Here is a 20,463-nt window from a genome sequence, read left to right on the forward strand (position 1 = left end):
CGTGTGGTTCGCAGGGCGGATCAGGTCGTTGGGAGTTCGACCAGTTTCTTTTCTTTGGCCATTTGGCGGATGTCCTCGGTGATCTTCATCGAGCAGTACTTCGGTCCGCACATGCTGCAGAAGTGGGCGCTCTTGAAGGTGTCTTGAGGAAGTGTTTCGTCGTGGTATCGCTGGGCTGTTTCCGGGTCGAGCGACAAACGGAATTGCTCTTTCCAGTCGAATGCAAATCGAGCTTTCGAAAGGGCGTCATCACGATCTTGGGCGCCTTTGCGTTTGCGTGCGACGTCAGCGGTGTGGGCGGCAATCTTGTATGCAATCACGCCTTGCTTAACGTCTTCCTCGTTTGGCAGGCCCAAGTGCTCTTTGGGCGTCACATAGCAAAGCATGGCAGCGCCGTGCATGCCGGCATTGGCCGCACCGATGCAGCTGGTGATATGGTCGTAACCAGGAGCGATGTCGGTGACCAATGGGCCCAAAACGTAGAACGGAGCACCGTGGCAAACTTCGATTTGCCGCTCAATGTTCATTTGGATTTGGTCCAAAGGAATGTGTCCTGGTCCTTCGACCATGACCTGAGTGCCTTTTTCCCAGCCGCGTTTGGTGCATTCACCGAGAACGTCCAGTTCGGCGAACTGAGCGTCGTCGGAAGCGTCTGCGATCGAACCCGGACGCAGTCCATCGCCCAGCGACCAGGTCACGTCGTACTCACGCATGATGTCGCAAAGGTCGTCGAAGGCTTCCAGCAATGGGTTTTGCTTGTTGTGAGCCATCATCCATTTGGCGATCAGCGATCCACCGCGGCTGACGATACCGGTCACGCGATTGACGGTCAGGTGCAGGTGTTCCAGTTTGACACCGCAGTGAATCGTCATGTAGTCAACGCCCTGCTTGGCCTGGTGCTCGACCATGTCCAAGAAGTGTTGGGCGTTCATGTCTTCGATGTTGCCGCCGAGCTCTTCCAGCATTTGGTAGATCGGCACGGTTCCGATTGGAACGGGGCTCTTGTCGATGATTTGGCGACGGATGTTGTCAATGTCTTTGCCGGTCGACAAATCCATGACCGTGTCGGCACCAAAGTGGACCGCGGTGTGGAGCTTTTCAAGTTCTTCGCCAACATTGCTGGTCACGGCGCTGTTGCCGATGTTCGCGTTGATTTTGCACTTGGCAGCGATGCCGATCGCCATCGGTTCCAAAGCGCCAGCCGCGTGGACTTTGTTGGCTGGGATCACCATGCGGCCCGAGGCGACTTCATCGCGAATCAGCTCGACCGGCAGGTCTTCGCGTTTGGCGACGTATTCCATTTCGGGGGTGATTTCGCCCGCGCGGGCAGACAGCAGCTGGGTCATGCGATTAGAACTCAGGAATTCGGAGTGCGAATGGGTTGGTAAAAGTTATACGTCAGCACCGGTGCATCGAGTAGGCCGCAAAAAGCCGACTCGGGCAGGTTAAGCCAACGATTTGGAAGACAGTTAGCCGACGATGCCACGTTCAATTTCGCGGCCCACTTGATCCCAGGACATGTCAGCGGCTTCCTCGGGAACACTGCCGGAAAGCTGCAGCAGCCAGGTGAGGGCGTGAACGCGTTCAGCAATCACTCCGGGATCCAGTCCACCGGGAATGTCTCGTCCCGCTGCTCCTTCAACCGCGAGTTTCCACCACAAGCAAACATGCAAATCAGCAGCTTGAAGTAGCTCTTCCATTGGCCGCAGGATGGCGTGTTTGATCAGGTCTTCGTGCGGTAGCGACAGGATCAAGCGAAGCACGCTGGCAAGGTCACAGCGTTCATCGGGCCAATCGAGGTCCGGTTGCATTTGCAAGGCCCACTGCAGTGTGTGCAGCGACTCGTAACGCCATGCGGCGGTGTCGACCATTTCAGCAGGAGGCGAAACGAGGTCGAAGAAATCTTTCTCGGCGGGTGTTAGCGCTTCTGCGGCCAACGGGGATCGCTCGCGGACCCGGTCCAAGTCGAGCGTTTGGTTGTTGGCCATCGCTTCGGCTCGAGCCGCAACCGCAAACAGTCCCAGCATTCGCTTGGCCGCGATCGCAGGTGCAAAGGTTTCGGTTTCGCTGCTGCTGGGCAGAGGAGCGGTGCCGTCGACTGGGTCGAGATTGCGGTTTCGCAGGACGGTTTCTGACTCGAGGCGTCGCTGTCGGGATTCCGGAAGAAAAGGAATCTGCGCTTCGGCATCGAAATTCCCAGGGCCGTGCAATTGTCGCCCGGCAGGATCGTTCAGCGTCGCTGGTTTGCCGATGCTTTCGGGGGTCCACCAAAGAGCATTGGCAGTCCAGGCCCAATCTTGCCAGTTGGACGCGGGAAAGCTCGCCTGCGAATTTTCGGGCGATTCCAGGCGAAAGACGTGCCGGGTGCGTTGCAGGTGACGCTGCAGGAGTGCCGCCAGCGGATTGGGAGATTGATTCGGGGAATCAATCTGTTCCCAGCATTCTTCCAGCAGGTCTTCGGTTGCCTCGGGGGCAAGTTCAGTCACGTTCCAATCCGACTCAATCTCAGCAGGGTTCGCGGGAAGGCGAACCGTCGAAATGGCGAAATGGACCGAAGCAGATGAAGGCTCGGACGGATTGCCCATCGGGCTCAGCCGAGGCCCCACTTTTCTTGGAACCAAGCCACGCGGTCAGCACGACGCGGGCTGTAGTTTGCGGTCGGTTTGAACTTTTCTCGTTTCAAGAAGCTGATCATCGCCGCGGCGGGCACATAAGCGTGCTGGGTGATCGCATCGGTCGTTTCGCTGTCGGCTTTCCAGTTGTACAGGATCGCTTTGTCGCGTTCGAACCATTCGTCGAGGTAAGCCGCATCGGTCGAGCTGCAGACAACGTGCTCGTAGTCCTTTTTGCAAAGGAAACCAAGCATTCGTCCCGCCATGTCGCGAGTCCGGGCGGTATCGCCGTCACAGGTGGCCGAAGCAACATTCCAAACCGACGCGAAGCCATGCTCGTCGGTATCGTCTTTGTTGTAGCGCAGAACGATTTCGACGGGGGTTTCTTCTTGGGGCGTATCTTCGGTTTGCTCGGTAGCCATAAAGCGTCAGGGCGCAGCTTGTGAGGGGTGAAAGGGAAGTCCCGTATTGAACACGAAAATGCCTAGAAAGAGAAGTCCCCGCCGCAGTGCTGCGTCAAATTCCGCTTGGAGAGCCCTGGTGAAAGTGGCATAATTGGAGGGTTCGCGGTGAATTTGCCGGCGACGCTTTCACATGGATGGTGGCGAAATCAGGATGGTGACCAAACGCAAAGGACGTAAGAAGCGGCATTCACAGCCCGCTGACCTGTTGAATGAAATGGGTGGGGAGGTTGCCGAAACTCCTGACGCGAATCCTGCGGAAGAGGCCAGCGACCGGGCGAATGACGCCACCCAGGTCGGTGAGGCCGTCGCCGGGTACGAGCTGGCGAGTGATTCCAGCGGCGAACCCGTTGCTGACAGTGCCGCGCGGCAACGTCCGTCAGGTCACCTCGATCATTGTCCTTCGGGTGTTCGTGTTCCGGTCCCCGCCATTTCCTCCCATCTGATCGAAGGCTTTGGACCTGATTCGCTGGACCCCTACGGTGGCCGTCCCGGTGACATGGTGGGTGCCAGTGATCGAAAGGGGCTGAGGTCGAAGGTCCGCACCCTATGCCCGCCGGTTCCGGGTATCTACGGAATGTTCGATCGGCATGGCGAGCTGATCTATGTTGGCAAGAGTCGGTCGTTGCGACACCGATTGCTGAGTTACTTCGGTGAGGCCGCACGCAAAGAAAAGGGCGGTCGTATCATCGAGAACTCGAGAGCCATCCAGTGGGAAACCCAGCCCAGCGATTTCGCCGCTCAATTGCGAGAGCTGCAATTGATTCGACGTTGGACACCGCGGTTCAATGTTCAGGGCGTTCCTCATCGGCATCGTCCGGTCTATTTGTGCTTGGGACGAAAGCCAGCAGAAACGTTCTTCCTGGCCAGTTCACCGCCGGCAACCGATTGCGTTGCCATCGAAGGACCATTCTATGGTGCCGAAAGAATGCGATCGGTGGTGGACGCGCTGAACAAGACGTTCCAGCTTCGTGACTGCAGTCAGCAAACTGTCTTTCAGTACCAGGACCAGTTGTCGCTCTTTGAGTTGAGTCCGCGACCCGGATGTCTTCGTCTTGAAATTGGCACTTGCCTGGGCCCATGTGCGGCAGCGTGTTCTCGAGACGAATACGTTCAACGAGTGAACGCTGCGCAAAGTTTTTTGGACGGATTCAACGACGAGCCCTTGGTCGCCGTCCGCGAATTGATGGAATCTGCTTCGGCGAACCAGCAATACGAATTGGCGTCGCGAGCCCGAGACACGCTGAAGTCACTGCAATACGCTTCACGCAAATTAGGTCACTTGGCCGATGCGCGACGTGATTTTTCGTTTGTGTATGCCGCGACGGGATACGACGCGTGTTCAATTTGGTATTTGGTTCGAAGTGGTGAGATCATTGATGTCGCTTCTGCTCCCAAGGACCGGGACCAATACCAGCTTCTACGGCCGACGCTAAAGAAGTGGCAGTCCTTGCTTGTGTCGCGGCATCAACGTGTGCGAGTCGATCAGCCGCACAGTGTGGCCGTCGTCGCATCTTGGTTCCGCAAGCATCGCGGTGAACTGAAGCAAACGTTTCAGCCGGAAGGTGCCGGCAGACGCTACCACCGACTATCGCACCATCGCGCGGATGCGCTGTGAGCTGAGTCGTTGCTCTTTTGGTCAGTCTTCAAGACTCGATATCACCGATTGCATTTCGCTGGGTGAGATGCGTTTGCAGGAAGCTTCCATCATCTTTCTCAGGTGTTGTTTGCCTTCAAATCCTGACACGGATCCAATGTTTCCCAGGGGACCTTTGCTGTCGATGATCCTGGTCCCGTCAGCGGAGAACATGGCGTGAAACGGGATGCCAACATGATTTCCATCGGTCAAGCGGTTCACGATTTCACTGTTATCTGAACTCGTACCCTGCTCCAGTTTCAGCATTACAAAGTCCTTGCTCAATACGTCGCTGTGGTCATCCAGCCAGCGAGCGAATGTGAAGCATGGACCGCAGTAGCGTCCGCTCAATCGCACCCAAACTCGTCGGTCCGTTTTCTTTGCCACGGCGAACGCTTCGTTCCAAGCCTTTTCCATGTCGACATCCTCCAGGGCGTGTTGACTCAGGAATGCTGATGCTTGAGCGACGCTGCTCGGGGCACTGGCATCAAACGTTTCACGTCCGATTTCCGTTCCGGATTTATCGTAGGCGATCGCAGTGAGTTTGTTTTCACTAGGAACGGTCCAGTTCTGAGTCGCTGCGAAACGGGCGTCAGCGGGATTGGGATGGTAAGTCAGCGTCATAAACTTCGCAGCGGAACGATTCTGTCGATAGTTCAAGAGGTGATCACCTATGAACTGATTCATTTCGGCATTGTCTTGCGAGAGAATGACCAACGGACGGTAGCCACCCAGTCGGCAGTCTCGCATTAGAGTTGACCAACGTAGGGCGATGGGTTTGCGGGGTGCTTTTGACTGGGTTGTGCTTTGAAGTCTTGAAACCAACGGCGGACGTTTTTCGCCGGGTTGCAGATAGACTTGGTCGAGCCGCCAGTCCTGGCCTTCGGCGTAGATCGTGGTGGTCACAAAACACGGCAGACCGGTGATGACATAGTTGCCATCGGCATCCGAAGTTGCGATCCGCTTCACAAGTCTTATTTGAGAGGGGAACGTGACCGCACCGAATGGATCAACTGTTTGAGAAGCGGTTGGGTCGCGTATGTTCCCGATCGCGGTGATCTTTTGACCGGCAATAGGAGATCCTTCTGAATTCGTCACGCGACCGTGAAGGGGCTGCGTCGGGTACATCGTGACAACGATCGGTTGCGAGAGATCTTCGGCGATGATGACGCCTGCGAATCGCTCATCATCGGTGACGGCGCCAACTCCAAGTTTGGTTGCCGCTGTTGTGAAAGAAAATGTTGTGACGCCGTTGAGCCGGATCAATCGTTCGTCCCGAGTTTTGCCATCAAGGGCGCCGATGGTCAGCTCGCAGTCGTTCAAGGAGGCATCAGCATTTTCTGCCAGCACCAGTTTTCCCGTCACCAATCTCGACTCGGCAACTTCTCGGTGAAGTTCAGCAAAGTTCTCGCCGTTTTCGGCGACATCGATGTTAGCTGAACTCCGCCAGTCTTTTTGTAGAACTGAGACTTCCACGGTGCCGGGAAGCACGAGCATTGTCGCGATTCCATCCTCGTCGGTGGTTGCCCAAGTGCTTCGCCCTGTGACACCCTTGCGGGATTCTCCATCTTCCATCCATTCGTACCGGTGCTTTTCTCGAAAAGACACGCTTGCGTTCGCGATAGGTGTCCGATCCTTGCCAGCGGTCAATTTGGCCTTTGCCACGACACCTTCTTGCAGGGTGAGTTCAGGTGCATTGACTTGCGAGGTTTCTGGATCGAACGCGAGCACGTCGGAATAGTCGCTGGCTAAGATCGAGTCGTTGACATGGACGCTGTACGTCGCTCCGGGAAGCACGTCAATCCAAAAGTGTCCCTGGGAATCGGTGATCGCGAAAAGTTGCTCGCTATGACCTTCCGTTTCTGCCTGGAAAGTTCCGGCTTGTACATTGAAGCCGGCCAAGTTGATCTGATCACCCTTGAGACTTCCCATCACACGGTGACGCTTGACACGACGTTTGAGTGTGATGACCAGTGCGTCATCGACAGGAGTCGCTTCTTTCAGAATGAACCAATCTTGGCTGAGCAGTTCGGCGTAGCGATAGACCTCCGGCCAATCCGGGAAATATTTCAAAACGGCTTCACCATTTGAATCCGTCTTCAATTCCCACTGATCGGTCGTGCCGATGTAGTTGACGTACGGTACTGGAGTTGCCAACTGCATTCGGAATTCAACGCCCTCGATGCCGGCGCCATCTTCGTCAACCATGCGGATGGTTTGGTCACGACACTTTGACAGTTCAACATAGTGAACCGGGGCATTGCGATCTCGAACGGGTTGGCGACTGAATTGATAGCCGCCGACGCGATGGTCCGCGGTCCACGCCGTGATGGACGACAGCCTTTTGTTTTCGTAGAGATTGATTTTGGCCATCCCGTTGCGGTCGGTTTTCTCGCGAGCGGTTCGACCGAATGCGATTTGAACCTGCACATTGGCGTTTGGAACAGGCTGGTTCTTCTCGGTAACATGAATCTCGGTGAAGCCTGTCGGACGTTGTAGCTGCACGTTCATGCCGTTTTTGAGGAATTCACGGAGTTCACGGCGTCTGACATAGTAAAACGCACGTTCGTTGCTTGTGTCATCTCGGCGAACATCCACATTGAGGCTGTGCCAATTCAAACCTGAAGCCGGCAACCAAGTTTTGAAGGAATTGCCACTGATCGTTGGCTTGAGGCGTTTGTTGCCATGCACGAGTTGAAGCGATATTTCGATTTGTGGATCGGGAACAGGGTTGCCTTGCGAATCAACCACCGTTCCACGCAAAAGGACCTCCGTCGAAGTCCCAGTGCCACGGGTTTGGACTCCGAGTTCCTCAGTTTGTTCGGCGACTGTTGTTGGTTCATCCGCCATCGAACTAGGACGCAAGACAGAGACCGCACCGCTGATCATTGTGATGGTAACCAGCACGCCAATTGCAAGGGATCGGTTGACTGCGATGCGTGATCGTGTCGCATCCAGCAGTGAGACGATGCGTTGTTGCAAAGCGTTCGGGCGTGCCATTGCGAGTCCGATCGCATGATGGGAGCGGCGATAATCACGTGCGACATCGAGCAGTGTTTCGGCGTATTCGCTGGCAACGACGCCCGAGCGAAGGACGTGGTCATCGCAAGCCTGTTCGCGTTCAACATGCAGCCGTGCGACGGCGAGCCAGACGAAAGGATTGAACCAGTAGACAGCACGGCAGATCTCGGCCAGTGATTGAGTCAGCAAATCACGCCGAACAACATGAGCCAGCTCATGAAGCAGGACTGACCTCAGGCGTTCTTGCGGCCAAGTTAAACATTCGGTCGGAAGGAGAATGACTGGTCGAAATATTCCTGCTGCACATGGCATCGACAGATCTTCTCGGTGCAACAGCGAGACCTGTGGAGATCGGCTCGAAGCGTTTCGCTCCATCGAATCTTTGCGAATATCTGACAACAACGAGAGCACTTTTGGCTCGTCAACAGGATGCGCGTTGGAGATCCAGTTCAGCGTCCGAAATTGACGAAGCAACCAAGTTACCAACAACACAGTGGTACCAATCAGGTACAACACAATCCACCACGAATCGCTTGCTGCGGGCGTTTGAACCAAAGGAGGCATCAGAATTGACGGTGCCGATGCACGGTCTGGTTGATGTGCCGACTCTGCCATGGATGCGGCATCGATGACAGTCGCATCGGGCATCGCATTGGGTGACTGCTGTGGGGGCTCGCCAACAAGAAGCGGTTCGACCATTCCGGTTGATTCAGCCAGTGCATCGGTCGAGGCTGTTGTTGCGGCCTCCGCAACGGATGTTGGCGGCAGAACAGCGACTTGATAGCTTGGTAACAGGCATGTGAACAAAGGGATGCCGAGAGTCCCGCACAATCCGAGTGTCCAGATTCGGTGTCGAACAGCAGCGGAGGAACGGTGAAACACCAACGCCATCGAGGTCACGATCGCCATCACGACGAATGATTTCAAAGACACGTTGAACATCCAGTCGCTGAGTGACATGTCAGTTCCCTTGCTTGCGAGCTTGGTCGATGGATTGTTGAAGTTGAGCCAATTCTTCGTCGGACAATTGGCACGCGGATTCATCTAGCAAGGCGGCGAGCATCTTGCTGGCGGAGCCTTCGAAGAACGTCGACATCAAATGCGTTAGTGCCGAACGCCCCGCTTTCTCGCGAGATCGAGTTGCCGAATAGAGATGACGAACTCCATCACGATGCCGTTGCAGGAATCCTTTTGTTTCCAGGATCCCCATCATCGTGCGAACGGAGGAGTAGCTCGGCGGGTCGTTCAGTTGCGACCTCACATCAGCGACCGAAGCCTGCCCAAGGTGATAGACGGCATCCAAAATCTGCCGTTCTCGGGCGCCTAGTTTGGGAGGTTCAGCTGGTTTCTTTTTCGCCATTGCCAACGATGTACCGCACGTGTTAATGAATTAACACATGTCAATGTATTGGCATGCGGTGGGCGGCGTCAAGCGTTTTTATTCACCCTCAAATAAATCTTGCAGGTCCAGGGTCGCGGTGGTTTGGATCGACGGAGAGGCTGAATCGCCAATTTGAAAAACTTCGCGATGGTTGTAAGCCTTGCCGTTTGGCTCACGCATCACGTGCAGTCGCTGATGCGGTACATCGACGACCCAGTACTCGGAGAGTCCTGCCTCGGCGTATAAGTCTGCTTTCTCGCCCAAGTCATACTGCAAGCTGGAATCGGCAACCTCAATCGCGAGAACAACATCACTCACTCCAGGATGTCGGTCGCGGTAACGCCTGCGATGGATCCAGAACACGTCCGGTTCGGGACGACTGCCCACTTCGGGCATGTTCACGCCGGATTGACCGGTTACAAGAAATGCGGAGCGATCCGCCTGATCGTGAGACCAATCAAGTAAGTACATGATCAGATCCCCGTGAACCGGTCCTGCTGGATTCATCTGGCGCAACTCCCCACGAATCAATTCGATGTGCCGGTCCATGCCGACGAATGCTCCCGCAGCAATCATCCGGTCGTATTCTTCGAGTGACAATTGCAGTGCCGTACTCATCTCGCTTGTTCTCCTTTGACACATCCGACAAAACCCTGCCTGCTATTGTAACGTCGAGGATGAAGCCAAGGCGGGAGTGATGCCGGACCGACGTATGCGAGCTTTCCAAGGAAGGGGAACACGCCTCACTTCTCATGCCCGGCCCTCACCTTCGCGTACGCCTGAACCGCGTCGCTCGACCTAGTATATCGCTCTCCCCAAACTTCGTTTCGGGAGAGGTATGCCATGTAGAAATCTGCCGAAAAGCGGTATCAAAAACTGCACGGCCTCTGCCACGGGCGGCGTTCTGCAGAGAATTGCCGGGGCGCTACTTTGACGGGCGGATTCGAGTTGGCCGCTTATCCGCTAAGCTATTGGAAACGAATACATGCTTCTCTTTGAAGACTCTTGATGCTGCCGCACTCTGAATATGTTGAACAAGCGTACTTGTTCGATCTGCTACGACAACGCATCGCTGAGCAGACTCCGATGCAGGAGTTGCTGGAGCAGTTGCGGCACGAACTGCTTGCGACCACTCGTTTGCCGATGGCGATCGAATTCATGCTGACAGAACTGCGGCACACCGGTTTGATGGGGCCGGCGATGGAGCGACTGTCGCATTACTTCTCGCCCTTTCAGACTTATCTGGTCAATGAGTCCGAAGAAGAAGCCGGGCGATTCACCATTCACTTGGCTTTGCAGATCTTGCAGGCCGATGCGAAGTTGCGTTCTCAGTTCAGTGAGCAAATGGAAGCGATCGAATCGAATTCGATTCCACCCGCTCGAGCGGATTCGCATCATCGCGGACCCGCCACTCCAGAAGCAATCGTGCAGCATTGCCGTTGTGGCTTCTTCTTCTTTCAGTTTGAAACGCTTTCGCGAAATCGACTGGGGTATGACGCGGGATTGCTGGCGATGAGCAAGGATCCGGTTTACGACCAGGCTTGGTCTCAGTGGTTGCTGAATTTGCGTGCCCAAGTCGGTTTGGTCGATCTGGCTGACTTGCTGTTTTTAAGCAGCGAAGAGTATCGCCGTCGGCTGATCGAAATCGACCAAGACGTCAGTCAGAAAGGACCGTTTCTGTTTGGCGAAAAAGAAGGTCGCATCGCGCTCGCGAACCGACGCAAAGATCCGGTGTATTTGTTCGGTGCGATGCAGCGGCACTTGGGTTATCCACCAGTGCCACGCCCCGTTCGTGTGACGGAAGATCGCGACACGATCCCACAATTGCTCCGCCGAATCGAACGTTTGGAATCACGTTTGAAATTGATGGAGCAAGAGCAAAAGCAGGAACTCGACATCAGCAAGTTTTACGAGAAGCCAAGCTGATCTGAAGGCAGGGGCAATTGGCTGAGGGCGATTGCCACGTGGGTTGCCAGCGTGAGTTGCCAGCGTGAGTTGCCAGCGTGAGTTGAGCCGATTGCTACAACGTGACCCAGCGGCTTTCGTCGGCATCGCTGCGACGCAGTGCGTCAAGAACTTGTTGAGTCTTGACCGCAATCTCGGATGAGCGAGCTTCGACTCGGCCATGCAAGACCTCATCAGCGAAGTGCCGGAACATTCGAGTTTCCTGTGAGTCCGCTTCACCGCTCGCGTGTTCGGTGACGCCGTGCTTGCGACTGTGCTCGCCAAAGTTCCAACGGCAATTGTCGATGATCAACTCGTGTTGGTGTGTCTCCCAACTGCATTCTGATCCGTTGAAAGGCAATACAAAATCGTTCAACGTTGCGTAGCCGCGGTTGCCCGAGAGGGTTGCGGTTTGTTGGTTGACACAAAAGAACGAACAGAAGAAGCCGGCGGTCAGTCCGTCATCAAAACGCATCTCACCTTGGAATTCGCCTGGCACGCGGCCTTCGTCCAAGCGAACCGTCGATTGGCCACTGACGGCAGTTGGCAATCGGTCGCCGGCAGCCCAGAGCGTGAACCGAATGCAGTACCAACCGAGGTCGCCGAGTGCGCCATGTGGTTCGAGATCGGCGCTGGCGCGAATGTTGGCTTCTTCGAACGAGTCATCACCGCAGAATGAGAAATGCGTTTGGATCCGCTTGAGGTCGCCAAAGGCGGCGGGGTCGGTCAGCGTGTGCTTCAGCTCAGGCAATCGGCTGGAGTGATCAAACATCACGCCGTCCATCAAGTTGACGCCCGCTTCACGACAGGCATCGGCCATTTCGATGGCGTCGTCAGCATGGACCGCGAAAGGTTTTTCGGCGATGACGTGCTTGCCCGCAGCGGCAGCGGCGAGGACCCATTTCTTGCGATAAGTCGTCGGCAACGCGATGTAAACCGCGTCAATGTCGTCGCGGTCCAGCAAGGTTTGGTAGTCACCGATGGCCTCGGGGCGAGTCAGTTCGGCCGAACCGTCTGCTCCGGTGATCACGGGAGGACATTCAAGCGAGCAATCGTGAATGAAGCCTTCGGCTCGCTGCACATCTCGACTGGCGACAGCGGTGACAACTCCATTCCCGCTCATCCGGATGGCTTTCCAATTTTTGCGGGCGATGTTCGCTGCGCCTAGGATTCCCCAGCGGCAGATTGGCTTGGTCATATTCGAATACGGGGTTGTTAAAAGATGTTCAGTGATTTTCGGACAAGTTGGCTGGCAAGGTGTCGTTGATGTCCAGCTCGTTGATCGTTTCAGATTGTTTGGAGGCTTGCGGTTCGTCTTCATCCGACTGGGCAGCGGCCGGTTGGGATCGGGGCGCACCCGCAGCGGCGTCTTCGGTTCGTTCGATGATGACCATGCACATGTCGTCGAACTGCACCGCGCCGCCCATGTGCTCAAACGCTTGACGAACGATCTCGTTCTTGACCACTTTGGCCAGAGGTTCGTCGTCTTCGTCGGAAGGAGTCGCTTCAAGCACAATTTTACGAAGTGGATCGGTGCCCCACTCCTCTTCTTTTGCGTTGAGTGCTTCGCTGAATCCGTCGGTGTACATCAACGCCAGATCGCCGGCATGCATTGGGACGGTGGTCACCGCGTATTCCATGCCTTCATCGATCGCGATAGGCAGTCCCGAGTCTTCGTCGCCGGGTTCGCTGATTTTGCCCGACACCGCATCGCGAACGATTGGAGGCATGTGGCCCGCGTTGACGATTTTGAGTTCGTTGGATTGAGGGTCGATCACCACCAGCAGGTAAGTCACGAAGCGTTGGACTTCGAGAGCACTCATGCGATCGTTGAGTCGTTCCACCGCGCGAGCGAGATCGGGTTCGCTAGCGAGACAGAACCGAGTTTCAGCGGAGAGTTTGGCCATGTACATCGCTGCGGCGACACCGTGACCGACAACATCCGCGACGACGACTGCGAGACGCCCGTCCGGCAAGTCGACGTAGTCAAAGTAGTCGCCACCGATGTGGTTGGCGGCTTGGTAGAAGCTCTCCAGGTGGTACGTGGGAACCTGGGGCGCTTCCGCGGGAAGGAAGGCACGCTGCACTTCCGTCGCGAGCTTGAGATCTTGTTCGACCTCTTGTTGCCGCAGGGCTTGTTCGTGCATGCGAGCGTTGTTGATCACGACGCTGGCTTGGGCGGCGATACCGGTCAGCAGGTCGATGTCCTCGTCTCGGAATTGACCGCGACCTTGGGTGGAATCGATTTGCAACGCGCCGATGGCATTTCCGTCTTCGTCGTGAAGTGGTGCGCACATCATCGAACGGATCGAAAAGTCAGCGATTGATTCGCTGCTGTCGAACCGGCTGTCATCCATCGCGTCGAGTGACAAGATCGTGTGACCCGTTTCCATCGTTTGGCGAATGATGGTTCGGCTGATGCGAATCGTTTCCGTGTCGTCGGTTTTGTTTCGCAGTTGGACCCAGCGCGGAACAAGTGCTCCGTCGGGTGTCTCCATGACCACAAAACCCCGGTCGGCTGATGGAAAGATTTGAAACAAACTGGACAGCACTTTGGGCAGCACATCATCGACGGAAATCGCGCCGGTCAGGTTGCTGTTGATCGCGATCAGTGCGGCCAGCTTGGCTTCCGCGGTCGCTGACATTTTCAGGCCGTCGTCGCCCGATCGGAATTCGACTTTGGGACCGGTGATCTGCTTGGCGTGAGTCTCATCGACCATCAGGATCCCAAAGTTGGATCCGTCGAAGGTCATTTCGCCACTGCCACTTCCGCTGGCAAAACCGGGGACCTCGTCGCCATGAAAGACAAGCACGACTTCGCTGATTCGGATTCGGTCTCCTTCGGAAAGCACATGCGGTCGCGAAAGGAGTTGGCCGTTGACGAACGTTCCGTTTCGGCTGCCGGCGTCTTCGACCGCGAACTCGTTCCCTTTTTTCGTGATTTTCGCGTGGTATCGACTGACCGCCCCAGCGTCGACCACGATGTCACAATCGGGATGGCGGCCCACCTGCATTTCGTCTCGGTCCAGCTGGAAGGTGCCCGAGGGATTGCCGTCGATGGTAGAAGTGAGGTGGGCCATGAGATGATTGAGTGGAAGGCGGGCACGGCTCGCGAAAACTCGCAATTTCACTAAAGCTGTTTTAGCGGATCAAGGATGCAAAGGATCTTTGTCCGTCGCGACGTGCTAGTGTAGCCACTCCAACCAGAACCCAAAACGAGGTGACCCTTGCGAGGCGATCTCGGCAGGGTGATCTTGATACGGCGGAGCGGACTGTGCATTCATTCAGGCGTTCCGATGGAAGCTCGACGCCGCGACGCGATGTCCAAGTCCACCAGAGTGTGGACCACCATCAAAGACCCGTGGTTTGCTGTGGATTGCCGGCTCAACCGCAAGGGGAGCCGTGAACGTCATCGGGCCGCTGAGGTCACAGCGGATGATCGAGATGGGACGGCGGTTCACCAGAAGGGCACCAGGCCAACGAAAAACGCCCTTCATGCGAGCGGGTTCGCATGAAGGGCGTCGAGGCGGGGTGGCACAAAGGCCCTTCTGAGTCGGTCTTAGACCAACTCCTTCTTTGCTCCGACGAGGGTTCGCAAACGTTCTGCCAGCAAGTGTGCGTCGAACGGTTTTTTGAACGTTTCGTTGATGCTGCTGCGATCGAAGCTCATTGGTTGGCCATCATCTGGCAGCAACGCAATCAACACGATATCGGTGAAATCGATGTTCTTTCGCAGGTTTTGGCAAATCTGAACCGCTTCGATTTTACCGATCGAAAAGTCCACGATGATGCAGTCTGGATTGAAGCTTTCGGCTTGAATGCCGGCTTCAAATCCGCTGGCTGCAACAGCGACTTTGAACGATTTTTCGGGTGGCAATTCACGCTTCAGGTTCTCGATGAGAACTTGGTCCTGGGCGACGATCAGGCACTTTGCCATCGCTTCGTCTTCCAGGTCGCCCAAGGGCATACCATGCTCCTTCAAGAATTTAATCAAATACTCCCGCGGGATCCGCCGATCTTGCGATCCAGGAATGCGGTAGCCTTTCAAACGCCCCGAATCGAACCATTTACTAACAGTTCGTGGGGCAACTTTACAGATCTTGGCGACCTGTCCAGTTGTGAAGACCTTCATACTAGGTGCTCCAAAACGCCTCGTTGATTCTTCCCTTGGAACAATGGTGCGTCGGTAACCATTGCCCCTGTGGCCCTTGTTTCGCTCTCCGTTCTCATCCACACGCTCTCAACGAAAATCTCGTTGGGAACCAATCTGTTCACGGTGGGTCGTGCTTCGATTGATGGTGGGTGAGGTTGTCAAACGCTGGGTCTGGGCCTGCCGGCTCGCGTCCTGCTGAACGCTTTCCGATTCGGGATTCTCGCGATGAAAATGTAATGAGTCTGTTCAAACGACTGCATGGGTTTGCAATCGGCGGGAAGAACACAGAAAGCCATCAAGTGACACTCGGCCCAGCGTTCCGCAACATCGCACTCGTTTCATTCCCCACGAGTCATCCTGACACGTGGTTCATGCAATACGATTTGTTGGTGCGGAACGATCGGCTGAGATCGCCCGTTGGCAGTGCTAGGAATCACCTGTGCAATCGTGGTCCGTCGTCATGACGAACCCTTCCCGCGGCGGTGAGACACCGAAGCACCGTTTCCCAGAATTCCCCCCTGGGTGTCCGGGAGCGTTTCAGCCGAAGCCAAACTGCTCCCTTCCGAGACATAGTGTCGAGTAAATCCGGGTCAACTCTTTAATGTGATTCATCGCGAACAATCACTATCAGCGAATCGACTGCTGGAATCACGTGTTTTCCGTGTCAACATCAATCAACATTCGCAAAAAAACTTTCCCAAATCTTTTTGATTGGATGCCGGGGATAGCGGTTTGGTTCCCCAGGCCCACCCGAGTTGGGCATTGATGGACATCGTCTGCGGCGGAATCATCGTGCGAGCCGCCAGGACCGCGTTTGCGTGCAGTCAGGCCGCTCCGGTGAAGTTCGATTGAGGCTAGCAACTCCGATTGCGCATGCGGCTTTGGTTGTGCTCATGTGGCATGCGGCTCAAACTGCTCGAAACCGACGCTGATGCGACCGCAATGGATTTTGTGCCGGTCAGTCCGCCATCCAGCTCGCTCCGCCTGTCATTGCCACTTCTGTCATCGCCGCTTCGATTCTGCCATGAAACCCGATCCACGCTCGACTCATTTCAACGCCGCGGGAGAAGTCCATATGGTCGACGTGACCGGCAAGGACATCACCGTCCGTCAGGCAGTTGCCTCGGCGAGGATTCGCATGTCGGCGGATGCAGCCGAATCGATCCGGCGGGGCGACGCCAAAAAGGGTGACGTTTTGGCCGTGGCAAGGTTGGCGGGAATCGCGGGTGCAAAGTGGACGTCGCATTTGATTCCGTTGTGCCACGCCATTCCGATCGAAGCCGTGTCCATCGACTTTGATTGGGTGGAGGAATCCGAATCGGATGATGCCGCGGCCGCTTGCCAGACGCTTCGATGCACCGCGACGGCTCGCACGACCGGGAAAACCGGTATCGAAATGGAAAGTCTGACCGCGGCCAGCACCGCCGCACTGACTGTGTACGACATGCTGAAGTCGGTCGACCGAGCGATGGTCATCGCGCAAGTGCGGCTGGAGTCGAAATCCGGTGGGAAGAGCGGTGACTTTCGTAGAGGCACAGGCGAGCAAGCTTGAGATTGCCGCGAGTGAATCGGCAGAATCAAGTTTCAGCTGAGAATTCGAGGTTGTCCTCGGGGCTTGGCTTCGGTTTAGTCCAGACGGGGGTATTCAGAAATGCTCTCTCGCCTGATGATTGACGGTTTTCTGTTCTTGTCTAGTTTCACTGGTCGCGTCATGGATCGGTCTGTGGTCCCTCCCTCTTCGAAATCCACCGTCTCCAAGCGAACGGCCGATGCCGACTCATCCATCGCTTCGGCGGATGCAGTCTCCAGTGCGCATGAAACGTCCGGTGAAGTCAGTCCGCTTCGATCGATCTATGCACCGATTGTGGAATCTTTAGCGGCCGTCGACGCTCGTCTGCACCGTGAATTGCAATCTCGCTACGAAGCCTTGGTGCCTGTTCTACGACACGGAACGCAATTGGGCGGAAAACGTTTGCGTCCGGCGCTGTTGCTGCTTTCGGGTGCCGCGATGCACGCCGACCGGACGGCGAAAAATCCATTGACGACGGAAGAATTGGCGACGACCGAAGATCACGTCGTGATGGCAACGGTTGTCGAAATGGTTCACACGGCGACGCTGATCCACGACGACGTTTTGGACAAAGCCGCGACGCGTCGGCACGTCCCGACCATCAACGCTCGTTGGAACGACGACACCAGCATTCTGCTGGGGGATTATCTGTTTGCTCAGAGTTTCTATCTTGCCGCGACACTGCCTTCGACGTTGGCGTGCCGTTTGGTTGGCCAAGCGGCTCAAAAGGTTTGTGAGGGCGAACTGCGGCAGGTGCTCGGTCGCGATTGGCTGGACATCGACGAGGAGACCTATCTAGACATCATTCGCGGTAAAACGGCCGAGCTGACTCGTGTGTCCTGTCAAATTGGTGCGGATCTCAGCGGCGGCGATGAAGGCCAAGTCGAAGCGTTCGCTCGGTTTGGCAACGATCTGGGCATCGCCTTTCAAATCGCGGACGACTTCCTTGACTTGTGGGGTGACGATGACGACGTGGGCAAAACGTTGGGAACCGATCTGCAGCAGGGCAAGATCACTTTGCCATTGATCCGGTTGCTGCGTCACGAAGACACCACGGTCGCGACCGCTGCGTTGGATGCGTTGCGATTGCCGCCGGAAGATCGGCTAGCGCGAGTGATGCCGTTGCTGCGAAAGAGCGACGCGGCGGATTACACCCGCAAAGTGGCGGAATCCTATCGCCGAAGTGCCATCGAAGCGATCAGCGGATTCGCTCCTTCGTCGGCCTTGGAGTCTTTGAAGACGATCGCCGATTTCGCGGTCGATCGAAAGTTCTAGATCACGCCGGGATTTTTTGCGTCGGCCCTACAGGCCACGGACGCCGTTATTCTGCCGCAGTGTCAGTCTGTCTTGGTGCCAGACAGTGAGATGAGCTTCCGAGTCCGTCGGTTTGAGTGGCTATTGCCGGACTTGGATGTCCGGCTCACCTGGAAAGCTCGCAGGATGATGCGTTAGCCGTCGAAGCGACTCAGGCACAGCGTCACGTTTTGGCCGCCAAAGCCAAAGCTGTTGTTCAGTGCGTGCTTGATCTCGGCAGGACGAGCCTCATTGGGCACGTAGTCCAGATCGCAATCCGGGTCCGGCGTTTCTTGGTTGATTGTCGGTGGCAAAACCGAATCGCGAATCGCCATTAGGCAGACGATCATCTCCGTCACGCCCGCAGCCGCGATCAGGTGGCCCATCATGCTTTTGGTGCTGCTAACGGGGGTCTGTTCGGCATGCTCGCCAAACACTTCGCGGCAAGCCTTGGTTTCAACGCGGTCGTTGACTTTGGTGCTGGTGCCGTGAGCGTTGACATAACCGATGTCAGACGGGTTGAGTCCCGCGTCGGCGATTGCCATTCGCATGGACCCGATACCGCCGTGGCCGTCCGGTGGAATGTCGGTGATGCGATAGGCATCGGCCGTTGTGCCGTAGCCGGCGACTTCGCCGTAGATCGTCGCGCCGCGTTTCTTAGCCGATTCGAGTTCTTCCAGCACAACCATGGCGGAGCCTTCGCCCAGCACAAAGCCGTTGCGGCCGGCGTCAAAGGGGCGGCTGGCTTTGGTTGGATCGTCGTTGCTTTCGCTCAGCGCCGTCAGCAGGTTGAATCCGGTCACGCCGAACGGGTGAATCATGCTGTGGGTTCCGCCCGCCAACATCGCATCGGCTTCACCGCGACGAATGATTTCGGTGGCTTCGCCAACAGCTTGGCTGCTGGCCGCACATGCGGTGAGGCAGTTGAAGTTAGGGCCTTGCGCGTTGAAACGAGCGGCGAGGTGAGCCGCGGGCATGTTCGGTTCTTGTTCCAGTTCTTTGGCTGGATCGAGCAGACTCAATCCGGCGGCAATGAACTTGGTCGGGTCGTAGGTTCCATCGGCAAGTGCCGCGACCATCATTTTGCTGAACGTGTTGAAGTCTTGGTTGCCTTCACCACTGCCCAAATAAACGCCGATCCGCGTAGGATCCTTGATCGACGACAGAACGCCGCTGTCCTTCATCGCTTGAGTGGCAGCCGCGATCGCGAATTGGGTGTGACGTCCGCGTTGGACGTGTTTTTCACCGTCTTCAACCGCTTTGGTGATGTCCCAATTTTTGATTTCCGCACTGATGCGAGTGGGGAAACCGCTGGCGTTGAACAGCGTCGTTGGCGCAACGCCGCTGCCGCTTTCTTGAAGGCCAGACCAAACGGTGGCGACATCCCAACCCATTGGGTTGATCATACCGATTCCGGTGACGACGACTCGGCGACGCGACGACATGGACGTTTACAGATTTTCGTGAAAGGGAATCGGTTCTCCGTCAGCCGTGACGGCGACGTGAAAGAAGTTCATCATCCGCATCATGGCCAGCAAATCGCCAGGATTGAAGAGCGGTCCGTCGATTAAATGGCCTTCCTCGAGGAAGGCAAACATCAAATCAACTTCGGCTTGCAATTCACCATCGCAGTGGCTGGTACCGGTGACGGTTGCGCCGCTGTCTTGGGTGCGTTCCAGTTTGACATGGTACTGCAACGAATCGCCAGGTCGCGCCGGTGCATAGTACTTGGCACTGCCGACCTTGGCCAAAACGACCCGTTTGGTAAATCCAAATTTCTCGTGCACCAGGATCCCGCCCAGTTGAGCGAGACCCTCGATGATGAGAGTTGGCGGAAGCATCGTGTAGCCGAGGCAGTAATCGTCAACGACCTCTTCGTCCAACGCGACGTTCTTCACGCCGGACGCATGAGAACCGCTCACAAATTCGGTGAAGCGATCCACCCAAAACCATCGCATGGCAGGCTGCCTTCGGTTGTTACGCGGATGCTTACTGGTTGACTTTGCTGTCGACGTAATTGCACAAGTCGCCAACGGTCAACAAGTTGCCGAAGTCTTGAACCCGTGGGTTTTCTTGGAATTTCGACAAGTCGGCCCAAGGCATCCGTTTCTTCAGTTCGGCCATTCCGTCGGCGGTGACAACACCGTCTTGAACGTATTGGCTGTTCGTCAGAATGTCTTCCGGCGACAATTCTTCGCGAGGGATTTGGATGTCGAAAGCTTTTTCGAGCTTGAACACGATGTCCAAGAAGTCGATTGATTCGGCACCGAGATCGCCCACCAAAGTGGCATCGCGAGTGGTTTCGTCGTCATCGACACCCAATGCGTCAACGAGAGCTTCTTGGACCTTGGTGAAAATTTCGTCTTCTGAGAGCGCCATCGTGCGTTCCTAA

The 20,463-nt window shown here is 56.0% G+C and carries 16 protein-coding genes; 4 read left to right on the forward strand and 12 right to left on the reverse strand.

The features are described 5' to 3' along the window. Positions 1-20: 20 nt before the first annotated feature. The 3 genes from thiC to RE6C_RS23030 form a co-directional block, all read right to left on the reverse strand. Positions 21-1,346, reverse strand: a complete 1,326-nt coding sequence (gene thiC, locus RE6C_RS23020; RefSeq protein WP_007326663.1) for a phosphomethylpyrimidine synthase ThiC — start codon at positions 1,344-1,346, stop codon at positions 21-23. 123 nt (positions 1,347-1,469) lie between these two features. Further along, the gene (locus RE6C_RS23025; RefSeq protein WP_236618450.1) at positions 1,470-2,486 is read right to left on the reverse strand and encodes a DUF4272 domain-containing protein; all 1,017 of its coding nucleotides are present in this window, start codon (positions 2,484-2,486) and stop codon (positions 1,470-1,472) included. 104 nt (positions 2,487-2,590) lie between these two features. After that, a complete protein-coding gene (locus tag RE6C_RS23030) occupies positions 2,591-3,034 on the reverse strand; it encodes a hypothetical protein (protein WP_008660526.1) in 444 nt (147 codons plus the stop codon). A gap of 172 nt (positions 3,035-3,206) precedes the next feature. Here RE6C_RS23030 and RE6C_RS23035 point away from each other — a divergent pair, with 172 nt between their 5' ends. Next, positions 3,207-4,691 carry a UvrB/UvrC motif-containing protein gene (locus tag RE6C_RS23035; protein WP_008660528.1) on the forward strand — a complete coding sequence of 495 codons (1,485 nt, stop codon included), beginning with the start codon at positions 3,207-3,209 and terminating at the stop codon, positions 4,689-4,691. Positions 4,692-4,712: 21 nt separating this feature from the next. Here the strand turns inward: RE6C_RS23035 and RE6C_RS23040 are convergent, their stop codons facing one another. The 3 genes from RE6C_RS23040 to RE6C_RS23050 form a co-directional block, all read right to left on the reverse strand. Continuing rightward, positions 4,713-8,690: a M56 family metallopeptidase gene (locus tag RE6C_RS23040; protein WP_008660529.1), complete on the reverse strand. Its 3,978-nt coding sequence runs from the start codon at positions 8,688-8,690 to the stop codon at positions 4,713-4,715. Between the two features lies 1 nt (position 8,691). Beyond that, positions 8,692-9,090, reverse strand: coding sequence for a BlaI/MecI/CopY family transcriptional regulator (locus tag RE6C_RS23045; protein ID WP_008660530.1), 399 nt, complete (start codon positions 9,088-9,090; stop codon positions 8,692-8,694). 78 nt (positions 9,091-9,168) lie between these two features. After that, complete coding sequence (locus tag RE6C_RS23050) at positions 9,169-9,729, reverse strand: Uma2 family endonuclease (RefSeq protein WP_008660531.1); 561 nt, start codon at positions 9,727-9,729, stop codon at positions 9,169-9,171. Positions 9,730-10,119: 390 nt separating this feature from the next. Between RE6C_RS23050 and RE6C_RS23055 the strand changes: the two genes are divergently transcribed. Further along, positions 10,120-11,037: a hypothetical protein gene (locus RE6C_RS23055; RefSeq protein WP_008660532.1), complete on the forward strand. Its 918-nt coding sequence runs from the start codon at positions 10,120-10,122 to the stop codon at positions 11,035-11,037. 94 nt (positions 11,038-11,131) lie between these two features. Here the strand turns inward: RE6C_RS23055 and RE6C_RS23060 are convergent, their stop codons facing one another. The 3 genes from RE6C_RS23060 to RE6C_RS23075 form a co-directional block, all read right to left on the reverse strand. Next, positions 11,132-12,253 (reverse strand): Gfo/Idh/MocA family protein, encoded by a 1,122-nt coding sequence (locus tag RE6C_RS23060; protein ID WP_008660533.1) that lies wholly within the window; start codon positions 12,251-12,253, stop codon positions 11,132-11,134. A 28-nt stretch (positions 12,254-12,281) separates the two neighbouring features. Beyond that, the gene (locus RE6C_RS23065) at positions 12,282-14,135 is read right to left on the reverse strand and encodes a SpoIIE family protein phosphatase (protein ID WP_039963120.1); all 1,854 of its coding nucleotides are present in this window, start codon (positions 14,133-14,135) and stop codon (positions 12,282-12,284) included. A gap of 479 nt (positions 14,136-14,614) precedes the next feature. After that, positions 14,615-15,187 carry a helix-turn-helix domain-containing protein gene (locus RE6C_RS23075; RefSeq protein WP_007329551.1) on the reverse strand — a complete coding sequence of 191 codons (573 nt, stop codon included), beginning with the start codon at positions 15,185-15,187 and terminating at the stop codon, positions 14,615-14,617. A gap of 1,045 nt (positions 15,188-16,232) precedes the next feature. Here RE6C_RS23075 and moaC point away from each other — a divergent pair. Together moaC and RE6C_RS23100 are read left to right on the forward strand one after the other, a co-directional pair. Continuing rightward, complete coding sequence (gene moaC, locus RE6C_RS23095) at positions 16,233-16,760, forward strand: cyclic pyranopterin monophosphate synthase MoaC (RefSeq protein ID WP_008660540.1); 528 nt, start codon at positions 16,233-16,235, stop codon at positions 16,758-16,760. 312 nt (positions 16,761-17,072) lie between these two features. After that, positions 17,073-18,053, forward strand: coding sequence for a polyprenyl synthetase family protein (locus RE6C_RS23100; protein WP_039963189.1), 981 nt, complete (start codon positions 17,073-17,075; stop codon positions 18,051-18,053). 173 nt (positions 18,054-18,226) lie between these two features. On the opposite strand, the gene RE6C_RS23105 is transcribed toward RE6C_RS23100, so the two are convergent. From RE6C_RS23105 to RE6C_RS23115, 3 genes are read right to left on the reverse strand one after another with little or no spacing between them, the layout of a single operon-like run. Further along, positions 18,227-19,516 carry a beta-ketoacyl-[acyl-carrier-protein] synthase family protein gene (locus RE6C_RS23105; RefSeq protein WP_007326690.1) on the reverse strand — a complete coding sequence of 430 codons (1,290 nt, stop codon included), beginning with the start codon at positions 19,514-19,516 and terminating at the stop codon, positions 18,227-18,229. A gap of 6 nt (positions 19,517-19,522) precedes the next feature. Then, positions 19,523-20,029: a 3-hydroxyacyl-ACP dehydratase FabZ family protein gene (locus RE6C_RS23110; RefSeq protein ID WP_008660545.1), complete on the reverse strand. Its 507-nt coding sequence runs from the start codon at positions 20,027-20,029 to the stop codon at positions 19,523-19,525. A gap of 31 nt (positions 20,030-20,060) precedes the next feature. Beyond that, complete coding sequence (locus RE6C_RS23115; RefSeq protein ID WP_007326692.1) at positions 20,061-20,450, reverse strand: acyl carrier protein; 390 nt, start codon at positions 20,448-20,450, stop codon at positions 20,061-20,063. Between the last annotated feature and the right edge of the window lie 13 nt (positions 20,451-20,463).

This window comes from Rhodopirellula europaea 6C, assembly GCF_000338295.1.
In the GTDB taxonomy this organism is placed as follows: domain Bacteria; phylum Planctomycetota; class Planctomycetia; order Pirellulales; family Pirellulaceae; genus Rhodopirellula; species Rhodopirellula europaea.